The sequence below is a fragment of the Mesobacterium hydrothermale genome (genome assembly GCF_035818635.1).
Lineage (GTDB): Bacteria > Pseudomonadota > Alphaproteobacteria > Rhodobacterales > Rhodobacteraceae > Mesobacterium_A > Mesobacterium_A hydrothermale.
On sequence record NZ_JAYLLH010000011.1, the window covers coordinates 1 to 15,525 of the forward strand.

The 15,525-nt window shown below is 60.0% G+C and carries 13 protein-coding genes; 6 read left to right on the forward strand and 7 right to left on the reverse strand.

Translation table 11 applies throughout. From position 1 onward, the window contains the following. Positions 1-96 precede the first annotated feature (96 nt). Complete coding sequence (locus VK792_RS09625) at positions 97-330, reverse strand: hypothetical protein (RefSeq protein WP_326297260.1); 234 nt, start codon at positions 328-330, stop codon at positions 97-99. A 175-nt stretch (positions 331-505) separates the two neighbouring features. Then, on the reverse strand, positions 506-1,837 hold the full coding sequence (locus VK792_RS09630; protein ID WP_326297261.1) for a tyrosine-type recombinase/integrase: 1,332 nt from the start codon (positions 1,835-1,837) through the stop codon (positions 506-508). A 467-nt stretch (positions 1,838-2,304) separates the two neighbouring features. Between VK792_RS09630 and VK792_RS09635 the strand changes: the two genes are divergently transcribed. Continuing rightward, positions 2,305-3,039 carry an SH3 domain-containing protein gene (locus VK792_RS09635; protein ID WP_326297262.1) on the forward strand — a complete coding sequence of 245 codons (735 nt, stop codon included), beginning with the start codon at positions 2,305-2,307 and terminating at the stop codon, positions 3,037-3,039. A gap of 262 nt (positions 3,040-3,301) precedes the next feature. Then, positions 3,302-4,624, forward strand: a complete 1,323-nt coding sequence (locus tag VK792_RS09640) for a site-specific DNA-methyltransferase (RefSeq protein ID WP_326297263.1) — start codon at positions 3,302-3,304, stop codon at positions 4,622-4,624. A 394-nt stretch (positions 4,625-5,018) separates the two neighbouring features. Here VK792_RS09640 and VK792_RS09645 read toward each other — a convergent pair whose 3' ends face one another. Continuing rightward, on the reverse strand, positions 5,019-5,327 hold the full coding sequence (locus VK792_RS09645) for a hypothetical protein (RefSeq protein ID WP_326297264.1): 309 nt from the start codon (positions 5,325-5,327) through the stop codon (positions 5,019-5,021). Positions 5,328-5,338: 11 nt separating this feature from the next. On the opposite strand from VK792_RS09645, the gene VK792_RS09650 reads away from it, so the two are divergent. After that, positions 5,339-5,830, forward strand: a complete 492-nt coding sequence (locus VK792_RS09650) for a hypothetical protein (protein WP_326297265.1) — start codon at positions 5,339-5,341, stop codon at positions 5,828-5,830. Here the strand turns inward: VK792_RS09650 and VK792_RS09655 are convergent. The 4 genes from VK792_RS09655 to VK792_RS09670 form a co-directional block, all read right to left on the reverse strand. Beyond that, positions 5,773-8,115: a nitric oxide reductase activation protein NorD gene (locus VK792_RS09655; RefSeq protein WP_326297266.1), complete on the reverse strand. Its 2,343-nt coding sequence runs from the start codon at positions 8,113-8,115 to the stop codon at positions 5,773-5,775. The two genes, VK792_RS09650 and VK792_RS09655, sit on opposite strands and share 58 nt — an antisense overlap. 103 nt (positions 8,116-8,218) lie before the next feature. Then, complete coding sequence (locus VK792_RS09660; RefSeq protein WP_326297267.1) at positions 8,219-9,028, reverse strand: CbbQ/NirQ/NorQ/GpvN family protein; 810 nt, start codon at positions 9,026-9,028, stop codon at positions 8,219-8,221. A 110-nt stretch (positions 9,029-9,138) separates the two neighbouring features. Continuing rightward, on the reverse strand, positions 9,139-9,495 hold the full coding sequence (locus VK792_RS09665; protein WP_326297268.1) for a ribulose bisphosphate carboxylase small subunit: 357 nt from the start codon (positions 9,493-9,495) through the stop codon (positions 9,139-9,141). A gap of 62 nt (positions 9,496-9,557) precedes the next feature. Next, positions 9,558-10,976: a form I ribulose bisphosphate carboxylase large subunit gene (locus VK792_RS09670; RefSeq protein WP_326297269.1), complete on the reverse strand. Its 1,419-nt coding sequence runs from the start codon at positions 10,974-10,976 to the stop codon at positions 9,558-9,560. 113 nt (positions 10,977-11,089) lie between these two features. Here VK792_RS09670 and VK792_RS09675 point away from each other — a divergent pair, with 113 nt between their 5' ends. The 3 genes from VK792_RS09675 to VK792_RS09685 all read left to right on the forward strand — a co-directional run bounded on the left by VK792_RS09675 (position 11,090) and on the right by VK792_RS09685 (position 15,418). Continuing rightward, positions 11,090-12,013, forward strand: coding sequence for a LysR family transcriptional regulator (locus VK792_RS09675; RefSeq protein ID WP_326297270.1), 924 nt, complete (start codon positions 11,090-11,092; stop codon positions 12,011-12,013). Between the two features lie 109 nt (positions 12,014-12,122). After that, positions 12,123-13,772, forward strand: a complete 1,650-nt coding sequence (locus VK792_RS09680) for an ABC transporter ATP-binding protein/permease (RefSeq protein ID WP_326297271.1) — start codon at positions 12,123-12,125, stop codon at positions 13,770-13,772. Then, positions 13,769-15,418, forward strand: coding sequence for an amino acid ABC transporter ATP-binding/permease protein (locus tag VK792_RS09685; protein ID WP_326297272.1), 1,650 nt, complete (start codon positions 13,769-13,771; stop codon positions 15,416-15,418). The genes VK792_RS09680 and VK792_RS09685 overlap by 4 nt, the downstream gene beginning before the upstream one ends. Positions 15,419-15,525: the final 107 nt, after the last annotated feature.

Genomic DNA, 15,525 nt, shown 5'->3' on the forward strand with positions numbered 1-15,525 from the left:
CGCATCAGCATGACTCGCACGGCCAGCACCAAATGGGAATCCCAATTCGGACTCGTTTGTCGCGATCAATCCACTAGATTTACGCGATTGGTAAGGTCAGGCATTTTCGACCTCCGCTCTCTTCATGTGGTCAAGTTGGATCAAATCCGACTCCATTCTGGGAGTGAACCAATCTTGGTCACGCAAAACTGCCAGAAGGTTTGGAAGGGTGTAGACACGCAAATTACCACGCTTGACAAAGCGCAGACGTGGGTCGCGCAACGCGCTGTAATGCAAATTTCTGTCAATCTTTAGCTTCGACAGAATTTCAGTTGACGACAGTGTATTCATTCTTTTTCTTTCTCGGTTTTTGAGGGTTCGAAAAAATGCCAAAAGGACTCTTCTGATCATTTCCGCCCCCAGTATTACCGCGAAAAAGTTAATTTTTCGTGCTGTCGTCGCTTAAAAAATCACCTAACATGCTGATATCAATAATAATTTATGGCAACCTTATATCTGTCACCCGTTAACCATCGCGAAGTCGACGCTCGTTGTCCTGACGCAATTTCTCCAGATGTTCGGCTTCGATCTTTTGACCATCGGCATCCATCCGCGCCCAATCTTCCACCTCGCGAAGTGTGCGCCCGCCACGCTCAGCCTGAGCGTCTAGCGCATCCTGCCAGTGTTGGTACGCCTGCGCTGATTTCACCCCACTTACGACGAACTCAGCCCACGCATCCATCACTTCGCGACGGTGTTCCAATTTGTCAGTCCGCAGATATGCCTGTTCGGTCTGGTTACCAAGGCTGCCCATGTGTTGGAGAATGTGTTCAGCCAACCGCCATTCGACAGGCGGCTTGGCGTCTTCCATCCAAGTTCGAAATGCGCTCCGCAAGCCATGTGCGGTCGCAAGTTCACCCTCTTCGTCGCGCCATTCGTGCTTGTGGAGCCAAAGGCGGTGGGCGTTGTTCGAAAGCCGACCCGATTTGGAGGTCGGCGAAGGAAACACCAAACCTTCCTTACCCCAAAGCCTACCTGCTTCGCGCAGCACCTCAATCATCGTCTTGGAAAGGGGCACCCGGTACGGGAGTTTCCAGCGCTTGATCCGCCCCGGCGGGATGATCCAGACTTTTTCCTTGAAATCAAACTCGGACCAATCGGCTCTGATAATTGGGTTCACCCGTTGTCCGGTCAGTATGAGAACTTTCATGCTCAATCCCACCAAAGTGGGTGGAAGGGCTTGCCAGAGCTTTGGGATATCAGCCCAAGGAACCGCCGTGAGATTATCGTACTCAATATTTTGTGGACCAAGCTTGTTGTCCACCAACTTCATCAAGTCACGGTCAACGCGCGGATCATCGAACGCGACATAGCCTATAACAGCGTTGATCCAATGCCTGAGTTTCCGCGTCTTCTCGCGGCCCCAAATAGGTTTCAGAAACTTGATCAGGTCTTCTGCGGTCAAGGAGGCTATCGGTTTCCGCCCGATATGCGGAAACACATTGAGTTCCATACCGTTGATCCAGTTTTCCGGCTTGGCGTAGTGCTGGCAGTGCACTTGCCAATATTCTCGCGCAGCCTTTTCAAAGGTGGTTCCGCGCCGCCTAACGGCGGCTCGTTCGTCTATCGGGTCGATTCCACGGGCCTTAAGCGCACGCGCCTTTGTTGCCTCTTCCCGTGCGGTCCGCAATGAAACCTCGGGATAGCTGCCCAAACCCATTTCTCTGGCGCTACCATTCAAGGTGTATTTGTAGAGCCAACAAGCCCCGCGTTTCTTTTTGTCGAAGTACAGCCCGTCCCCGTCGTGATACTTCTTCGGTGCCAAGGTGGGAAGTTCAGCGGCTTTCAAAGTACTCATTGGAACGCATCCTCCGCGTGTGAGGCTCAAATTGAGCAAGCGCTCGACCCCTCAGGGGTTAAGGGTATCGAACAACTGACCCCCAAACTAACCCCCAAGTAGATATTGATCCAGAAAATTCGGATTATCGTTAAGTCATTGTTTTTATTGTAATTGTGAAATTAAATGTTCTACATATAGTCCATTGCGATTCCCCTACGGGCTGCCACTTTTTCCTGTAAGATATTGATTTTGCATCGGAAATTCAGAGGGCTGGATTTCTATACATTCTCTAATGCAAGTGCACAGGCTGCCCGAAAGCCCGGCGAACGCTCACGAAGACGTGACCGCATGTCGCACTCTGCGAAGTCGGGTGCCTTCCAGCTTCGCCCGTAAAGGGCCACACAAACACGTTATCCGTGTTAGGGTCGCGGCATTGAATCGCTAAAGAGGATAAGGGCTTGGACGGAAATTCTGTGGTTGTTTTGGTGCTGGCGCTGGCGTCAATCGTGTCGTTGGCCGGGGTGATCTACCCATTCAAGCCGTTCAAGAGCCGTTGGGTTGCCTTGGCGTCTTTCGTCGGTTGCTTCGTTCTTATCGGCGTAACCGGGCCATCGCCGGAAACTGCGGACACCGCAATGCCGGAAGTGAATGAACGTCCGTGGGCCGCGCCCGAAGGTGACGAACGACTTTGGGTCACGTCCGAACGCTTGAACCGTCGCACATGCCCGTCGGAAAGCTGCGGTGTAGTCGGGCGATTGTTCTTCCGCGAAGGCGTGACCGTGCATGAAGAACGCGACGGTTGGGCGCGGATTTCGCAACGCTATGACGCGTCGTGCGTCGGCGGTCGAAGCGAATACGTCGATACAGGCAACGCAGCCTGCGACCCTGCAAACGGCATTACCGACGGGCAGTTCGCCGAATGGGTGTCGATGGAATACCTATCGGAAATGCGCCCGCCCGATCCGGCTGCGGATGCGTCGGGGATTGAAGAATTGGTGGCCGGGTCCGACGACTTCGCGCGATACCGAACCGCGTTCGCAGAAGCAGCCCAATCGCTGATCGCGCAGCGCCGATGCACCGAACGCGACTTCCGCGACATGGGCGGTTGGGTGAAGTCTACAAGCCATAGCAACCAACCTGTCTACTTCACCTACTGCGGCGGTGCGACGGTCGCCAACCGCCTGTATTTGAACGCCGATACAGGGGAAGTCTTCCGGTGAAAAAGAACCCCGGTCGCGTCATTGAACGCGAACCGGGGTCAGTTGCCCTTGGCACTTAAGGGAACTTGCGTCACGCGACTGCGGCGTAGGTGCTGCGACAAACTTCAAGGGTGCGGGCACGATCCGACGCCGTGACGGTGTAGAGCGGCACAGCAAGCAAGGCGGTTTCGGTAAGGTCTACGGACAAGCCTTCGGCGGCAAGGGCCGCGTTGATCGTGGTCGCCGGGGAAGCAATGCCCACAACGACAACGTGAACGCGCCGATGATCCGGGAATGGCTGGACGCCAACCCCATCGGGATCGAGGACGGGCTGCGCCACGACAAATGGTGCGCGATGATGTGGCCCCGGCTGCGATTGTTGCATGAGTTGTTGGCAGAAGATGGAAGCCTATGGGTAACACTAGACGACAATGAAGCCCAACGCGGAAAGTTGATTTTGGACGAGGTATTCGGCGAACATTGTTTCGTAACGAATATCGTTTGGCAGGCACGGTATTCAGTTTCGAACGACACAGACGTTTCGCTTTCTCACAACCACATCCTTGTCTATTCAAAACACAAGGACACATGGAAGAAACTGCGAAATGAGTTGCCGCGCGACGAAACCCAGGCAAAGCAATATTCCAACAATGACGACGATCCCAAAGGTCCTTGGCGCGCAATTCCATGGGATGCACCAAACGTACGGGAAAACCTGTCCTACCCTATTACTACTCCTTCGGGTGCCGTCCGTTTTCCCCCGCGCGGAAGATGTTGGTCGCGGGAAGAAGCCAAGTGGAAGGAAATTGTCGCCGCAGGATTGGATTACTATGGCCAGAACGGCGATGGAGCACCATCCTACAAGCGGTATCTCGAGGACGCGGGAACGGTTGTTCCAACAACTTGGTGGCCACACACCAATTCTGGTCACACAGATGAAGCAAGCAAGGAACTTGCAGCGTTCAATCTCGATGTCCCCTTCCAGACACCAAAGCCGCTACGGCTCCTGGAGAAAATCCTTACGATTGCGACGCGACCAGACAGCGTAGTCTTGGATAGCTTCGCCGGATCAGGGACAACCGGGCACGCTGTTCTTTCGCTGAACAAACGGGACGGCGGCAACAGGCGCTTCATTCTTGTTCAATTGGATGAAGAGAACGGAAAGGCGAATGCGGACAATTTGACTGCCGAACGGGTGCGGCGGGTGATCAATGGCTATGACTTCACCGGCACGCAAAAGACGCAATTCTTGCGCGAGCGGCTGAACTGGCGGGCCATCGAAAAGGCGGGCGATCTGGTGGACAAGGTGCAGGGGATCGAAAACCTGCATGGCCATGAATACGACCGGATCACGAAACAGGTGAAGGACGGCGAGTTGATCGTCACCGGCGAAAGGCGGGTGAGCATTTCGAGTTCCGGAGAATTCGTTATTCGACCGTTGCCCGATGTGACGCGCGCGTCTGGGTCAAAGCAAAGACGCTTCGCAAGACAGTTGAGGGCGAGCTTGACCTATTGCTCATTCGCTACGCAGCGGACGGAAATGTGGCGATGCCGACCGATGGCGATGGCACTTGGACCATTCAGCAAACTTGCATCTACAACGTGATGAACGGGAAATTCGTTGAGTAAGCGAAGTAGCCCATAATCCATCTTGGCTTTGGGTCCTTCCAGGGGTGGGGGTGCGTCGGGCGGGGACACCGACCCGCGTTCCGCGAGCGTTTGGAAAAATCGCCCAACGCAGTTGCGCCATGTTGCGCCTGAGATTGGCTGGACGAGATCATGGGATATTTCGAATGTCTCAGTTGCTCACCCAGTAAACCTGCAAGGTGAGCGCCTAACCATCTGATTTTGCTTACCCTATCAGTCTCTCGCCCTCTCACCTTAGTCTCTAAGGAGCTGTCTAGGACACCCGTGTCAGCGCGTTCCAGACTGGTAGGTATCGGGCACGCGCATGCCGTTTGTCGCTCTTTGATGTCCACTGGTGCGTCACGTGGTGGGGGTCAGTCCCCCGCCAGTTCTTGCTCGCCGTCCCAGCCTTCTTCCCGTGCGCGGGCGATCGCCGCGTTCTGGATGCGCATGAAGTTTGCGCGAATGTCGTCGGGCAAAGCACCGACCCGGAAGCCATATTTTTCCCATTCTGCATCGACCTTTTCCCACAGGGACTGAATGCCGGCGGGCAGCCAGCCTTCGCAGGTTTCGGTTTCGGGAATCAGGCCGAATACCCAAGCATCGCGAATGATCTTCGCTGTGTCGGTCATACCTCCGTTGATTTCGTTGTGAATGCCGACGTAGCGCTTGGGGGTGTTCATGTGGCCTCCGCTTGGGTTTGGTCCTGCGAGTATATGCCGGCCATGCCGGGTTTCAACGCGGCAAAACGCGATCTGCCCGCGCCGGTCAGGGCGCGGCTGTCGCTGGATCATACAAAATCGATATCCAGGTGCCTGAACATCGCCTCGTCGACGTTCAGCAGAAACAGGCTCTCGCTCACTGGCAGGTTGCACTGGTGCGTCCAACTGAGCATTGTGCCATCCGGGCCAAAATCAACGTCATAGTCAGAAAATCGCGCGGCATCGATGTCGATTTCGATCCGATCAACGAACTCCCTGTCGAAGATGATGTCATTTCCAGTCCGACCGGCGGTGAACACGAAGGAATCCGCACCTTCGTTTCCCCAAATCCAGTCGCCAGGCGCATCAGCGGGCAGCCAGGCCGCTGCGCCTCAGCGGATGGGCCGGACCAAACGCCCGATCGGGATCAACTGGTCAAGCTTGCAAACAGCGTCGGCAGTTTTTCCGGCAGCCGGTCCACGTGATCCACGATGGTATAGTTGTTCAGACCGAAGATGCGTTTGACATAGCTGTCGGCGTTCGGGTCCAGCGTCAGGCAGTACGTAAAGACACCTTTTCCGTACAATTCCTCGACCGCCTTGCGGGTATCATGGCGCAGGTGCTGCGGATCACGTTCGTCGATGTCGGCCGGTTCGCCATCGGTGACCAGCAGGATCAGCTTGCGGCGTTCGGGTTGTTTCAGCAGTCCCGCCCCGGCGTGGCGCAGCGCCGCGCCCATGCGGGTGCTCAGGCCCCCCTTCATGCCGTCCAGTCGCGCCTTGGCCTCGTCGTCGAACCGTTGCGCAAAATCCTTGAACTTGTAGTAGTGCACATCGTGCCGCCCGTCCGACGCAAAACCATGCAGCGCGAAAGGGTCGCCAATGCCGTTGATGGCGGTGGCCACCAGGGTTGCAGCCTCTTTCGTCAGATCCAGAACGGTCTTGTCCGAGCCTTCGACCAAGTCGTTGGTGCTTTCCGACAGGTCCAGCAGCACGGTCACCGCCAGGTCGCGCGACTTGATCACGTTGCGCATGGTGATGCGCGGATTGGGCTGTTCGCCCATGCGGATCGCGATCATCGCATCGACGGCGGCGTTCAGGTCGATCTCGTCGCCATCCTCCATCCCCCTGACGCGCTGCACGCCTGCGGGCGACAGCATGTCGATGATCTGGCGGATGCGATGCGCCACAGGCTTGTGTTCGGTCAGGATGTCGTCAACCACCTGCGGGTCACCCTTGGTGGCGAGGCGTTCATAGACCGTGGCCCAGTCCGGACGGAACAGCTGAACCTGATAGTCCCATTCCTGGTAGTGATAGGGGGCCGAGATCGGCTCTTTGCCCCACATGTCGTTGAAGGACACGGTCGCCTCGCCCGCGTCCTCGTAGGGCATCATCTCGTCCTTGCAGATCCAGATTTCCTGCGCGTCGTCGCCCGCCAGTTCGCAATCCACCTCGTTCGCCATCTCCACGGCGTTGACGTATTTGCGCACCTGCCGTTGGCTGGCGGGGATGTATTCGGCGCCGTGCGCGTCCCAGTCGAATTCCTTGAATTCCCAGACGAACCGGTTGTCGTCACGGTACGGAATGCGGATCGAATTGAGGATACGCAGGCTCGGCACGTCGCGGGTGCTGGCAAAGCAGTGGAACAACTCCATCCCGAGGTGCCACGACAGCATGTTGTTGGCGCATTTTTCCGCGATCTCGGTGTGAAACTTCGCGCCCAGCAGGTCCAGATCCTCACGCCCGGTCAGCGCTTCGGGGTCATTCAGAAGCAGCGCGAATTTCTCCAGCCACTCGACGGTGACATGCTCCAGGTCGCTCGCGTGTTCCAGCCGCAAGATGCGGCCCCAAAGCTTGGCCAGCCCCGGGAAATCACGCGCTGCTATCCATTCGACGCGGGCGTCCTCGACCAGCCCGATAAAGAACATCTGCGCCGGCGACAGCTGTTCGGCCGAGATCGGCCGGGTGGTGTATTGCATATGCGCGGCCTGATGCGCCGCCATCGCGCGATAAAGCTCGACCCCGGTGAGGCCTGGCAGTTCGTCCACCGCGTCGGGCAGGTGCATCACATGGTGTTCGACATAAGGCTTGAAGCCTTCGTAGTCGGCGGCGGTCGGACGCAGGAAGAAATCGCGCCCCCACAGCGCCCGCAGGTAGAAGTTCAGCTTGCGCTGGGTGTCGATGAACAGCGTGCCGCGTCGCTCCTGTTGCAGAACCTTGCGGCTGTCGGGGCTTTGCAGGCTGAAATATTTGGTCAGGTTGGCCAGGTCGCGGCGGTATGCCTCGGCCCCGAAATTGGCCCAGCGGCGCAGGCCGGACAGGGTCAGCTTGGACAGAAGTTCGTCGATCACGCCCAGCATCGGCCGCAGCCCGCGTGAGGCCTTGGCCGACAGCTGGTGGATCAGGTTCAGATAGCCGCGCAGCAGTTCCGGGTCACCCAGGCGCCGCGCCGCTGTCGGCAGCGAAGAAAAGAGCAGGGCGATCACCTCGCCCGAGGTCATCGAAGAGAGTTTCATCGCCGCGCCCAGACAGTCGCGCAGTACGTCTTCGCCGCATTCCTTGGCGACAAGCGGCATGTTTTCCAGCCAGGCCATGACCAGGTCATGGCCGCGTCCCAGGTTGCACAGGCCCTTGGCGCCTTCCATGTAATCCGACAGTCCGGCGGGGCTCATCACGCGGGCGGCGTCGGCGAACAGGGCCTCGACCGTTCCGTACATGTCTTCAGGCGCTTTGGCGAAACAGGCCTGATATTCGTCAAGAGTCAGTGTCATGTCTGGCCTATGGTCTTGTTGGGTCCTGCGCCGGGACCCCCCTGTTCCAGGGAGGAGCGGGGATAGGAGCCAGGGTGGCCCCGGGGCAGGGAAGACTTCGTCGTCAGACGAAGAATGTCTCGACAGCTGCCTGAAGCGTCTGGCGCATGTCGGGATCGTCGGTCAGCGGGGTGACCAGCGTCATCAGGCAGGCGGCGGTGGGCTCGACACCCTCGGCGATCATCTGGCCGGCATAGACCAGCAGACGGGTCGAAATGCCCTCATCCAGCCCGTGACCCTTCAGGTTGCGGGTGCGGTGCGCGATCTGCACCAGTTTGCCGGCGGTATCGGGATCGACCCCGGTTTCGCGGGCGACGATCTCGGCCTCCACGGTGGCGTCGGGATAATCGAAGTCCAGCGCGGCGAAACGCTGTTTGGTGGACTGCTTGAGGTCCTTCATCAGCGACTGGTAGCCGGGGTTGTAGGAAATCACGAGCTGGAAATCCGGGTGCGCCTCGATCAGTTCGCCCTTCTTGTCCAGAGGCAGCTGGCGGCGGTGGTCGGTCAGCGGGTGGATCACCACGGTGGTGTCCTGACGCGCCTCGACGATTTCATCGAGATAGCAGATCGCGCCAATGCGGGCCGCGGTGGTCAGCGGGCCATCCTGCCACTTGGTCCCGTCCTTATCCAGAAGGAAACGGCCAACCAGGTCGGACGCGGTCATGTCTTCGTTACAGGCCACGGTGATCAGCGGGCGCCCAAGTTTCCAGGCCATGTATTCCACGAAACGCGATTTGCCGCAGCCGGTCGGACCCTTCAGCATCACCGGCATCCGGCGGGCATAGGCGGCCTTGTAGAGCGCGTCTTCGCCTGCGGTCACGCGATAGAACGGTTCTTTCGCGACCTTGTACTGGCTTGCATCATGCACGGTCATCGGTCCGTCACTTTCCTTGTATCCTGCGTTCATCTTTCCCGAAATACTCCGGGGGGTGCGGGGGGCAGCGCCCCCCGCGTGTCGGGCCGCTTGCGGCGCGACACCTATCGTCAGACGGGCTTGCCGCGATAGACAACCATTTCCGCGCCCTTGGACTGGGCGAAGTTGTCAAAGCCGATCAGCTTGACGTGGTTGTTCGGGTGCGCCTTGTGGCAGGCTTCGGCCTCGGCCAGGATCACGTCCACATCGGTTTCGCCGAACATCGGCAGCTTCCACATATACCAGAAGTTCGAGGTGGCGTTTTCCGGTTCGGTGTGTTCGACCGCCGGGTTCCAGCCCTTGGACACGATATATTCCACCTGCTTGCGGATGCGGTCGGCATCCATTTCCGGCAGGTAAGAAAAGGTTTCGAACTTGCGGCTGTTCACGTCGCTCAGGGACGATTTGTAGTCCTGCATCTCGCTCATGGGGGTATTCCTTTCGATTCGGTAGGGTCAGGGGCCCCGGGACAGGCCCGGGGCCGCGTCGCTTAGCGGTGCTGAACGTCAAGCTTGTCGACGGTGTCGAATTCGAACTTGATCTCTTTCCAGGTTTCCATGGCAGTCGCCAGTTCCGGGCTGGACTTGGCGGCGTTGACCAGGATGTCCTTGCCTTCCTTTTCCAGCTCGCGGCCCTGGTTGCGGGCCTCGACGCAGGCTTCCAGCGCCACGCGGTTGGCTGCGGCACCCGCCGCGTTGCCCCAGGGGTGGCCCAGCGTGCCGCCGCCGAACTGCAGAACCGAGTCGTCGCCAAAGATCGACACCAGCGCCGGCATGTGCCAAACGTGGATGCCGCCCGAGGCCACCGGGAACACACCCGGCATCGCGCCCCAGTCCTGATCGAACATGATGCCACGCGACCGGTCTTCCTTGATGAAGCTGTCGCGCATCATGTCGATCCAGCCCAGCGTCGCGTCGCGGTCGCCTTCCAGCTTGCCCACAACGGTGCCCGAATGCAGGTGGTCACCGCCGGACAGGCGCAGCATCTTGGTCAGCACGCGGAAGTGGATACCGTGGTTCGGGTTGCGGTCCAGAACGGCGTGCATCGCCCGGTGGATGTGCAGCAGCATCCCGTTATCGCGGCACCAGTTTGCCAGACCGGTGTTGGCGGTGAAGCCGGCGGTCAGGTAGTCGTGCATGATGATCGGCGCGCCGATTTCCTTGGCGTATTCCGCGCGCTTGTACATTTCTTCCGGGGTGGGCGCGGTGACGTTCAGATACGACCCCTTGCGTTCGCCGGTTTCCTGTTCTGCCTTCTGGATCGCTTCCATTACGAAATCGAAACGGTCACGCCAGCGCATGAACGGCTGCGAGTTGACGTTTTCGTCGTCCTTGGCGAAGTCCAGACCGCCGCGCAGCACTTCATACACTGCCCGGCCATAGTTCTTGGCCGACAGGCCCAGCTTGGGCTTGATGGTACAGCCCAGCATCGGGCGGCCATACTTGTTCAGCTTGTCACGCTCGACCTGGATGCCGTTGGGCGGGCCACCGCAGGTCATGATATATGCCAGCGGCACACGCACGTCTTCCAGACGCAGCGAGCGCACGGCCTTGAAGCCGAAGACGTTGCCGACCAGCGAGGTCAGCACGTTCACGACCGAGCCTTCTTCGAACAGGTCGATCGGGTAGGCGATGAAGGCATAGAAGGCGTCATCGTTGCCCGGCACGTCCTCGATCGCGTAGGCGCGGCCCTTGTAGTAGTCCAGGTCGGTCAGCAGGTCGGTCCAGACGGTGGTCCAGGTACCGGTCGAGCTTTCTGCAGCAACGGCGGCCGCCGCTTCTTCCCGCGGAACGCCTTCTTGGGCGATAACCTTGAAGCAGGCCAGGAAATCCGTGTCCTTGGGGGTGTATTCGGGCATCCAGTACGTTTCCCGATACTCCTTCACCCCAGCGTTATAAGTCTTTGCCATGACGGTTGTATCCTCCTCTAACGGCGACTTTGATCGTTTGCTAATTGACCCCGGAAATAAGGGACACTAGATATTTTTTATGACAAGCATAGACAAAGATTGATGCATTTCCGATGCCACGGATCGTCCCTCCCACCTTTCAGCAGTTGCGCCTTTTCGATGCTGTGGCGCGGCATGGGTCGATCACCCGCGCCGCTGAAGAGGTGAACCTGACACAGCCTTCGGTGTCGATGCAGGTGAAAAGGTTGGAAGAAAAAATTGGGCTACCGCTAACGGAACAGATCGGCAAAACCCTGCATTTGACCTTTGCAGGTGCAGAAGTTGCGAAAGCTTCGCACGACATTCTTGAGCGTCTGGACGAGCTGGAATCGGCCTTGCGCGACATGCACCGAGAGGTCGCGGGACCGCTTTCGGTGGTCGTCATTTCCTCTGCGAAGTACTTTTTGCCGCAGTTGCTGGGTCAATTCAAACGACGTTTCCCCAGGGTAAAGCCGCGTTTGCAGATCACCAACCGCGAAACGATTCTGGCGCGCATGGCCGCGAATGCCGATGACATCTATATCATCGGGCGCTGGCCCGAAGAGCTGTCGGTGACCGCCGTACCGTTCCTGGAAAACGTCATCACCTTTGTCGCCCGGCCCGATCATCCGCTGGTTGGCCAGAAATCCATCCCGCTGGCGCGCATCGCGCAAGAAGAGGTGATCCGCCGTGAACCTGGCTCTGGCACACGGCAAGCCGTCGACAAGCTGTTCAACGAGGCAGGGGTGTCGCTGGACGCGCTGATGGAATTCGACGACAGCGAAGCGATCAAGCAGGGTGTCATTTCCGGCCTGGGGATCGCGTACCTGTCACGCCACATGCTGCGGCTGGAACTGGCCGCGGGCGAAGTGGCGGAACTGGACGTGCAGGGCTTCCCGCTGCGGCGCAGGTGGTTCGCTGTGCACCCCAAGGGCAAGCGACTGAGCAACGCGGCGCAAAGTTTTCAGGACTTCCTGCAAAACGAAAGTGCGCGGACGATGGCCGATTCCGCGGGTTGAGCGGCTGGACACCTGGCGCCAAAGCCGTCACAGGGATGCGACAGACCGACCTGTTTCAGTCTCGGGCTGAAAAGATAGGTTACGCCCAAACAGTCGAAATGCCCCGCTGATGTCTTCACCGTCCCCCCTGAACCGCCTCGTGCCTGCGGGCGCCAAGCCGCACTTGCGTCGCGCCGCCACGCTGGCCGCGCTGTCAGGGGCAGTCTGGCCGTTGCAGGCGCTGGCGATTGCGTGGTCGGTGGCGGTCTGGGCCGATCCGGATGTCTCTGGCCCGCTTTGGGCGCTCGCCATCGCGTTTGGCTGTCTTGGCATCCTGCGCGCGATGCTGGACCGGCTCGGGGCCCGTGCGGCTTTTCGTGCGGCGGACCTGACACTGACGGATTGCCGTCAGCGGTTGATGGACCGCGAAACCCGCACCCTTGCGCGGCGCGGTGGCTCTGCTGATCTGGCCGCGCTTCTGACGCAGAAGACCGCGCTGCTCGTGCCGTACCTGTCGCGTTATCGCCCGGCGATGTCTCGGGTGATGCTGGTGCCGCCGTTGATCCTGATCCTCAGCTTCTATGTCTCCTGGGCGGTCGGTCTTGTGCTGCTGGTGGCCGGGCCGCTGATTCCGGTGTTCATGGCGCTAGTCGGCATGGCCGCGAAAGAGGCCAGCGAACGCCAGATGATCGAGATCGGCGATATCAACCGGCTGTTGATCGACCGCATTTCGGCCTTGCCCGATCTGCGGCTTTTGAATGCCACAGACCGGTCCGTCATCGATTTCGAGGCACGCGCCGAAGGTCTGCGGGCACGCACCATGGCGGTGCTGCGTGTGGCCTTTCTGTCGTCGACCGTGCTGGAACTTTTTTCCGCCATCGGCGTGGCGATGGTCGCGGTTTACGTGGGCTTTACCCTTCTGGGGGAAATCACCTTTGGCTATTGGGCCACGCCTCTGACCTTGGGCGAAGGCGTCTTTGTCCTTCTGCTTGCGCCTGAATTCTTCCAACCGCTGCGGGATCTGGCCTCGGCCTGGCACGACCGCGCTGCCGCACAGGCCGTTGCGCAAGAGATCGATGATCTGGCATCTCGTGACGTCGTTGCCATCCTTGGTACCGGAGCACAGACCCCGCCGCTTGCCGGGCCTGCAACCATCTCGGTCCGGGGTCTTTCGGTACGGCGCGATGAGCAGCGGATCGACTATCCCGATTTCGAGCTTGCCGCCGGGGGCAGCCTTGCCATCTGGGGCGGGAGCGGTACCGGAAAATCGACACTGCTGGACGTCCTTGCAGGGGTCTTGCCGGCGAGTGCCGGACACGTCATCGTTGCCGGTCAGCCGTTGACCGACGACACCGCCGATGCCTGGCGGGCCCGGCTGGGCCACGTGCCGCAATCCGTGCATTTCCGCGATGTTTCGTTGCGCGCGTTTCTTGATCCGGCGGCGCGTGGTGATGATCTGGCCCCCGCGTTACAGGCCGCCAAGGCCGAAGGAATCGTCGCGGCCTTGCCTGACGGGCTGGAAACACGGTTGGGCGAAACTGGTGCTGGCGTGTCGGGGGGCGAGGCGCGGCGGCTGTTGCTGGCGCGGGCGTTCTACAGCCAGGCTGATGTGATCCTGGCTGATGAGCCCACCGCCGATCTGGACGCCACCACCGCGGACCAGGTGATCGACGCACTTTGTACGCTTGCGCGCTCGGGTCGTACGGTTGTGGCCGTCACCCACGATCCACGTCTGCGTGACGCGCTGGGTGCCGTGCTGGAACTGGAGGGCCGGATATGAAAGCCCTTTGGCGCGCCTTTCGCCTGATCTGGCAGGCCACGCCGCTGGCCATGCTGCGCGATGCCGGAATGAGCACGCTTGTCCTGATCATGGGGGCGGCGTTGCTGGGTTTGTCGGGCTGGTTCATTACCGCGACTGGTGTCGCCGGGTTGGCCGGAATCGGCATCGCGTTCGACGTATTCCGCCCCAGTGCGGGGGTGCGCCTGCTGGCGCTTGGCCGGGCGGGGGCGCGGTATTTCGAGCGGCTGATGTCACATGACGCGACATTGCGGGCACTGGCGGTGCTGCGGGTCACGCTGTTGCAGCGGTTGGCGCGCTGGCCGATCCCGCGCTTGCGGCACCTGCGTGGCGCGTCTGCCTTGACGCGGATCACGGCGGACGTGGATGCGCTGGACGGCGTGGCGTTGCGGCTGGCCCTGCCCTTGATGGCAGCCCTGACGACCCATGTGATGGTCTTTTTGGTGCTCAGTTGGCTGGTCACGATGCAGGTCGCCGCTGTGATCCTTGTCGGCTACCTGTTGGGCGGGGCGATTGTCCTGATGCGGGTGACCTTTGCCACGCTTGCCCCGTCGACCGAGGCCGAAGAGGCGATGCAACGCCTGCGCCGTCAGGCGATCGGCCTGTTCCGGGGGCAGCGCGATGTCATTCTGCAAGGCGAACTGCCCGCGATCCGCACCGCGCTGGACGGGGCCGAGGTCGAGGCGCGCGCGGCGCTTGAGCGGCTGGATCGGGTCGACACCGGTGCCGGTTTCTGGATGCAGGTGTCGATTGCCGGGATCGTGTCGGTGGTTCTTGGCCTGTCGGGCTGGTTGGTGACCCAAGGCGCTGTCGATGCCGCGCCAGCCGCCATCGGGGTTTTTGTTGCGCTTTCGCTTGCGGAGTCGCTTTTGCCCCTGCGCCGGGGCGTTGCCGAGGTCGGACGAATCCGCGACGCAGTCGGCCGGGTCCTGGACGGGTCCGAGAGCGATGCCCTTCCCGTGGTCAAGACGACACCGAAAGCCGATGCGGGGCAAGGGATTTCCGTCACCGACCTATGCATCAACCGCCCCGGCGGCGGTCTGCTGTTGCAGGGGTTGAGTTTCCACGTTGCGCCAGGTGAAACGATGGCCTTCGTCGGGACCAGCGGGTCGGGGAAAAGCACGCTGCTGGATGTTCTGGCCGGGGTCGGCACCGCTGCAGGTGGCGCGGTCCGCATTGGTGGTGTTGATCTGGCGGACTGGCCAGAAGACGATCTGCGGCGATGGCTGACGCTGTTACCACAACGCTCTGCCCTGGTCAGTGGCAGCCTCCGGGAAAACCTGTCGCTTGCTCGCGCAGACGTGACTGACGCCGATGCCTTGGCCGTGCTTGAGGCCTGTGCCCTTACCGGTGTTGTCGAGGGACGGGGCGGACTGGGGGCGATCCTGGGTGAAGGCGGGGCAGGGCTCTCGGGCGGAGAGGCGCGGCGGCTTGTGTTGGCGCGCGCTTTGTTGAGGCGTCCCAACGTTTTACTGCTTGATGAACCGACCGAAGGGCTTGATGCGCAGACAGCTCGCGCGGTCCTTCGCGGCATTCGAAACTATCTGCCCGATGCGGCGATCCTGGTGGCGGCACACCGCCCGGCAGAACAGGAATTCGCCGACCGTCTAGTGACGGTGGAAAAATAAATCTGAGATTCAGAATATAATTGATCCAGATCAAGACCCGACTCGGGTTGGCCATTTAGCAAGACGCCCAAAGCTAAATCTACGAAGTAGGTTTGCTTGTCACGTTA

What these genes read in the sequence shown, in the direction of transcription:
- VK792_RS09625 (WP_326297260.1), bottom strand. Translation starts at nt 330, where the DNA reads ATGAATACACTGTCGTCAACTGAAATTCTGTCGAAGCTAAAGATTGAC.
- VK792_RS09630 (WP_326297261.1), bottom strand. Translation starts at nt 1,837, where the DNA reads ATGAGTACTTTGAAAGCCGCTGAACTTCCCACCTTGGCACCGAAGAAG.
- VK792_RS09640 (WP_326297263.1), top strand. Translation starts at nt 3,302, where the DNA reads ATGATCCGGGAATGGCTGGACGCCAACCCCATCGGGATCGAGGACGGG.
- VK792_RS09645 (WP_326297264.1), bottom strand. Translation starts at nt 5,327, where the DNA reads ATGAACACCCCCAAGCGCTACGTCGGCATTCACAACGAAATCAACGGA.
- VK792_RS09655 (WP_326297266.1), bottom strand. Translation starts at nt 8,115, where the DNA reads ATGACACTGACTCTTGACGAATATCAGGCCTGTTTCGCCAAAGCGCCT.
- VK792_RS09660 (WP_326297267.1), bottom strand. Translation starts at nt 9,028, where the DNA reads ATGACCGTGCATGATGCAAGCCAGTACAAGGTCGCGAAAGAACCGTTC.
- VK792_RS09665 (WP_326297268.1), bottom strand. Translation starts at nt 9,495, where the DNA reads ATGAGCGAGATGCAGGACTACAAATCGTCCCTGAGCGACGTGAACAGC.
- VK792_RS09670 (WP_326297269.1), bottom strand. Translation starts at nt 10,976, where the DNA reads ATGGCAAAGACTTATAACGCTGGGGTGAAGGAGTATCGGGAAACGTAC.
- VK792_RS09675 (WP_326297270.1), top strand. Translation starts at nt 11,090, where the DNA reads ATGCCACGGATCGTCCCTCCCACCTTTCAGCAGTTGCGCCTTTTCGAT.
- VK792_RS09680 (WP_326297271.1), top strand. Translation starts at nt 12,123, where the DNA reads ATGTCTTCACCGTCCCCCCTGAACCGCCTCGTGCCTGCGGGCGCCAAG.
- VK792_RS09685 (WP_326297272.1), top strand. Translation starts at nt 13,769, where the DNA reads ATGAAAGCCCTTTGGCGCGCCTTTCGCCTGATCTGGCAGGCCACGCCG.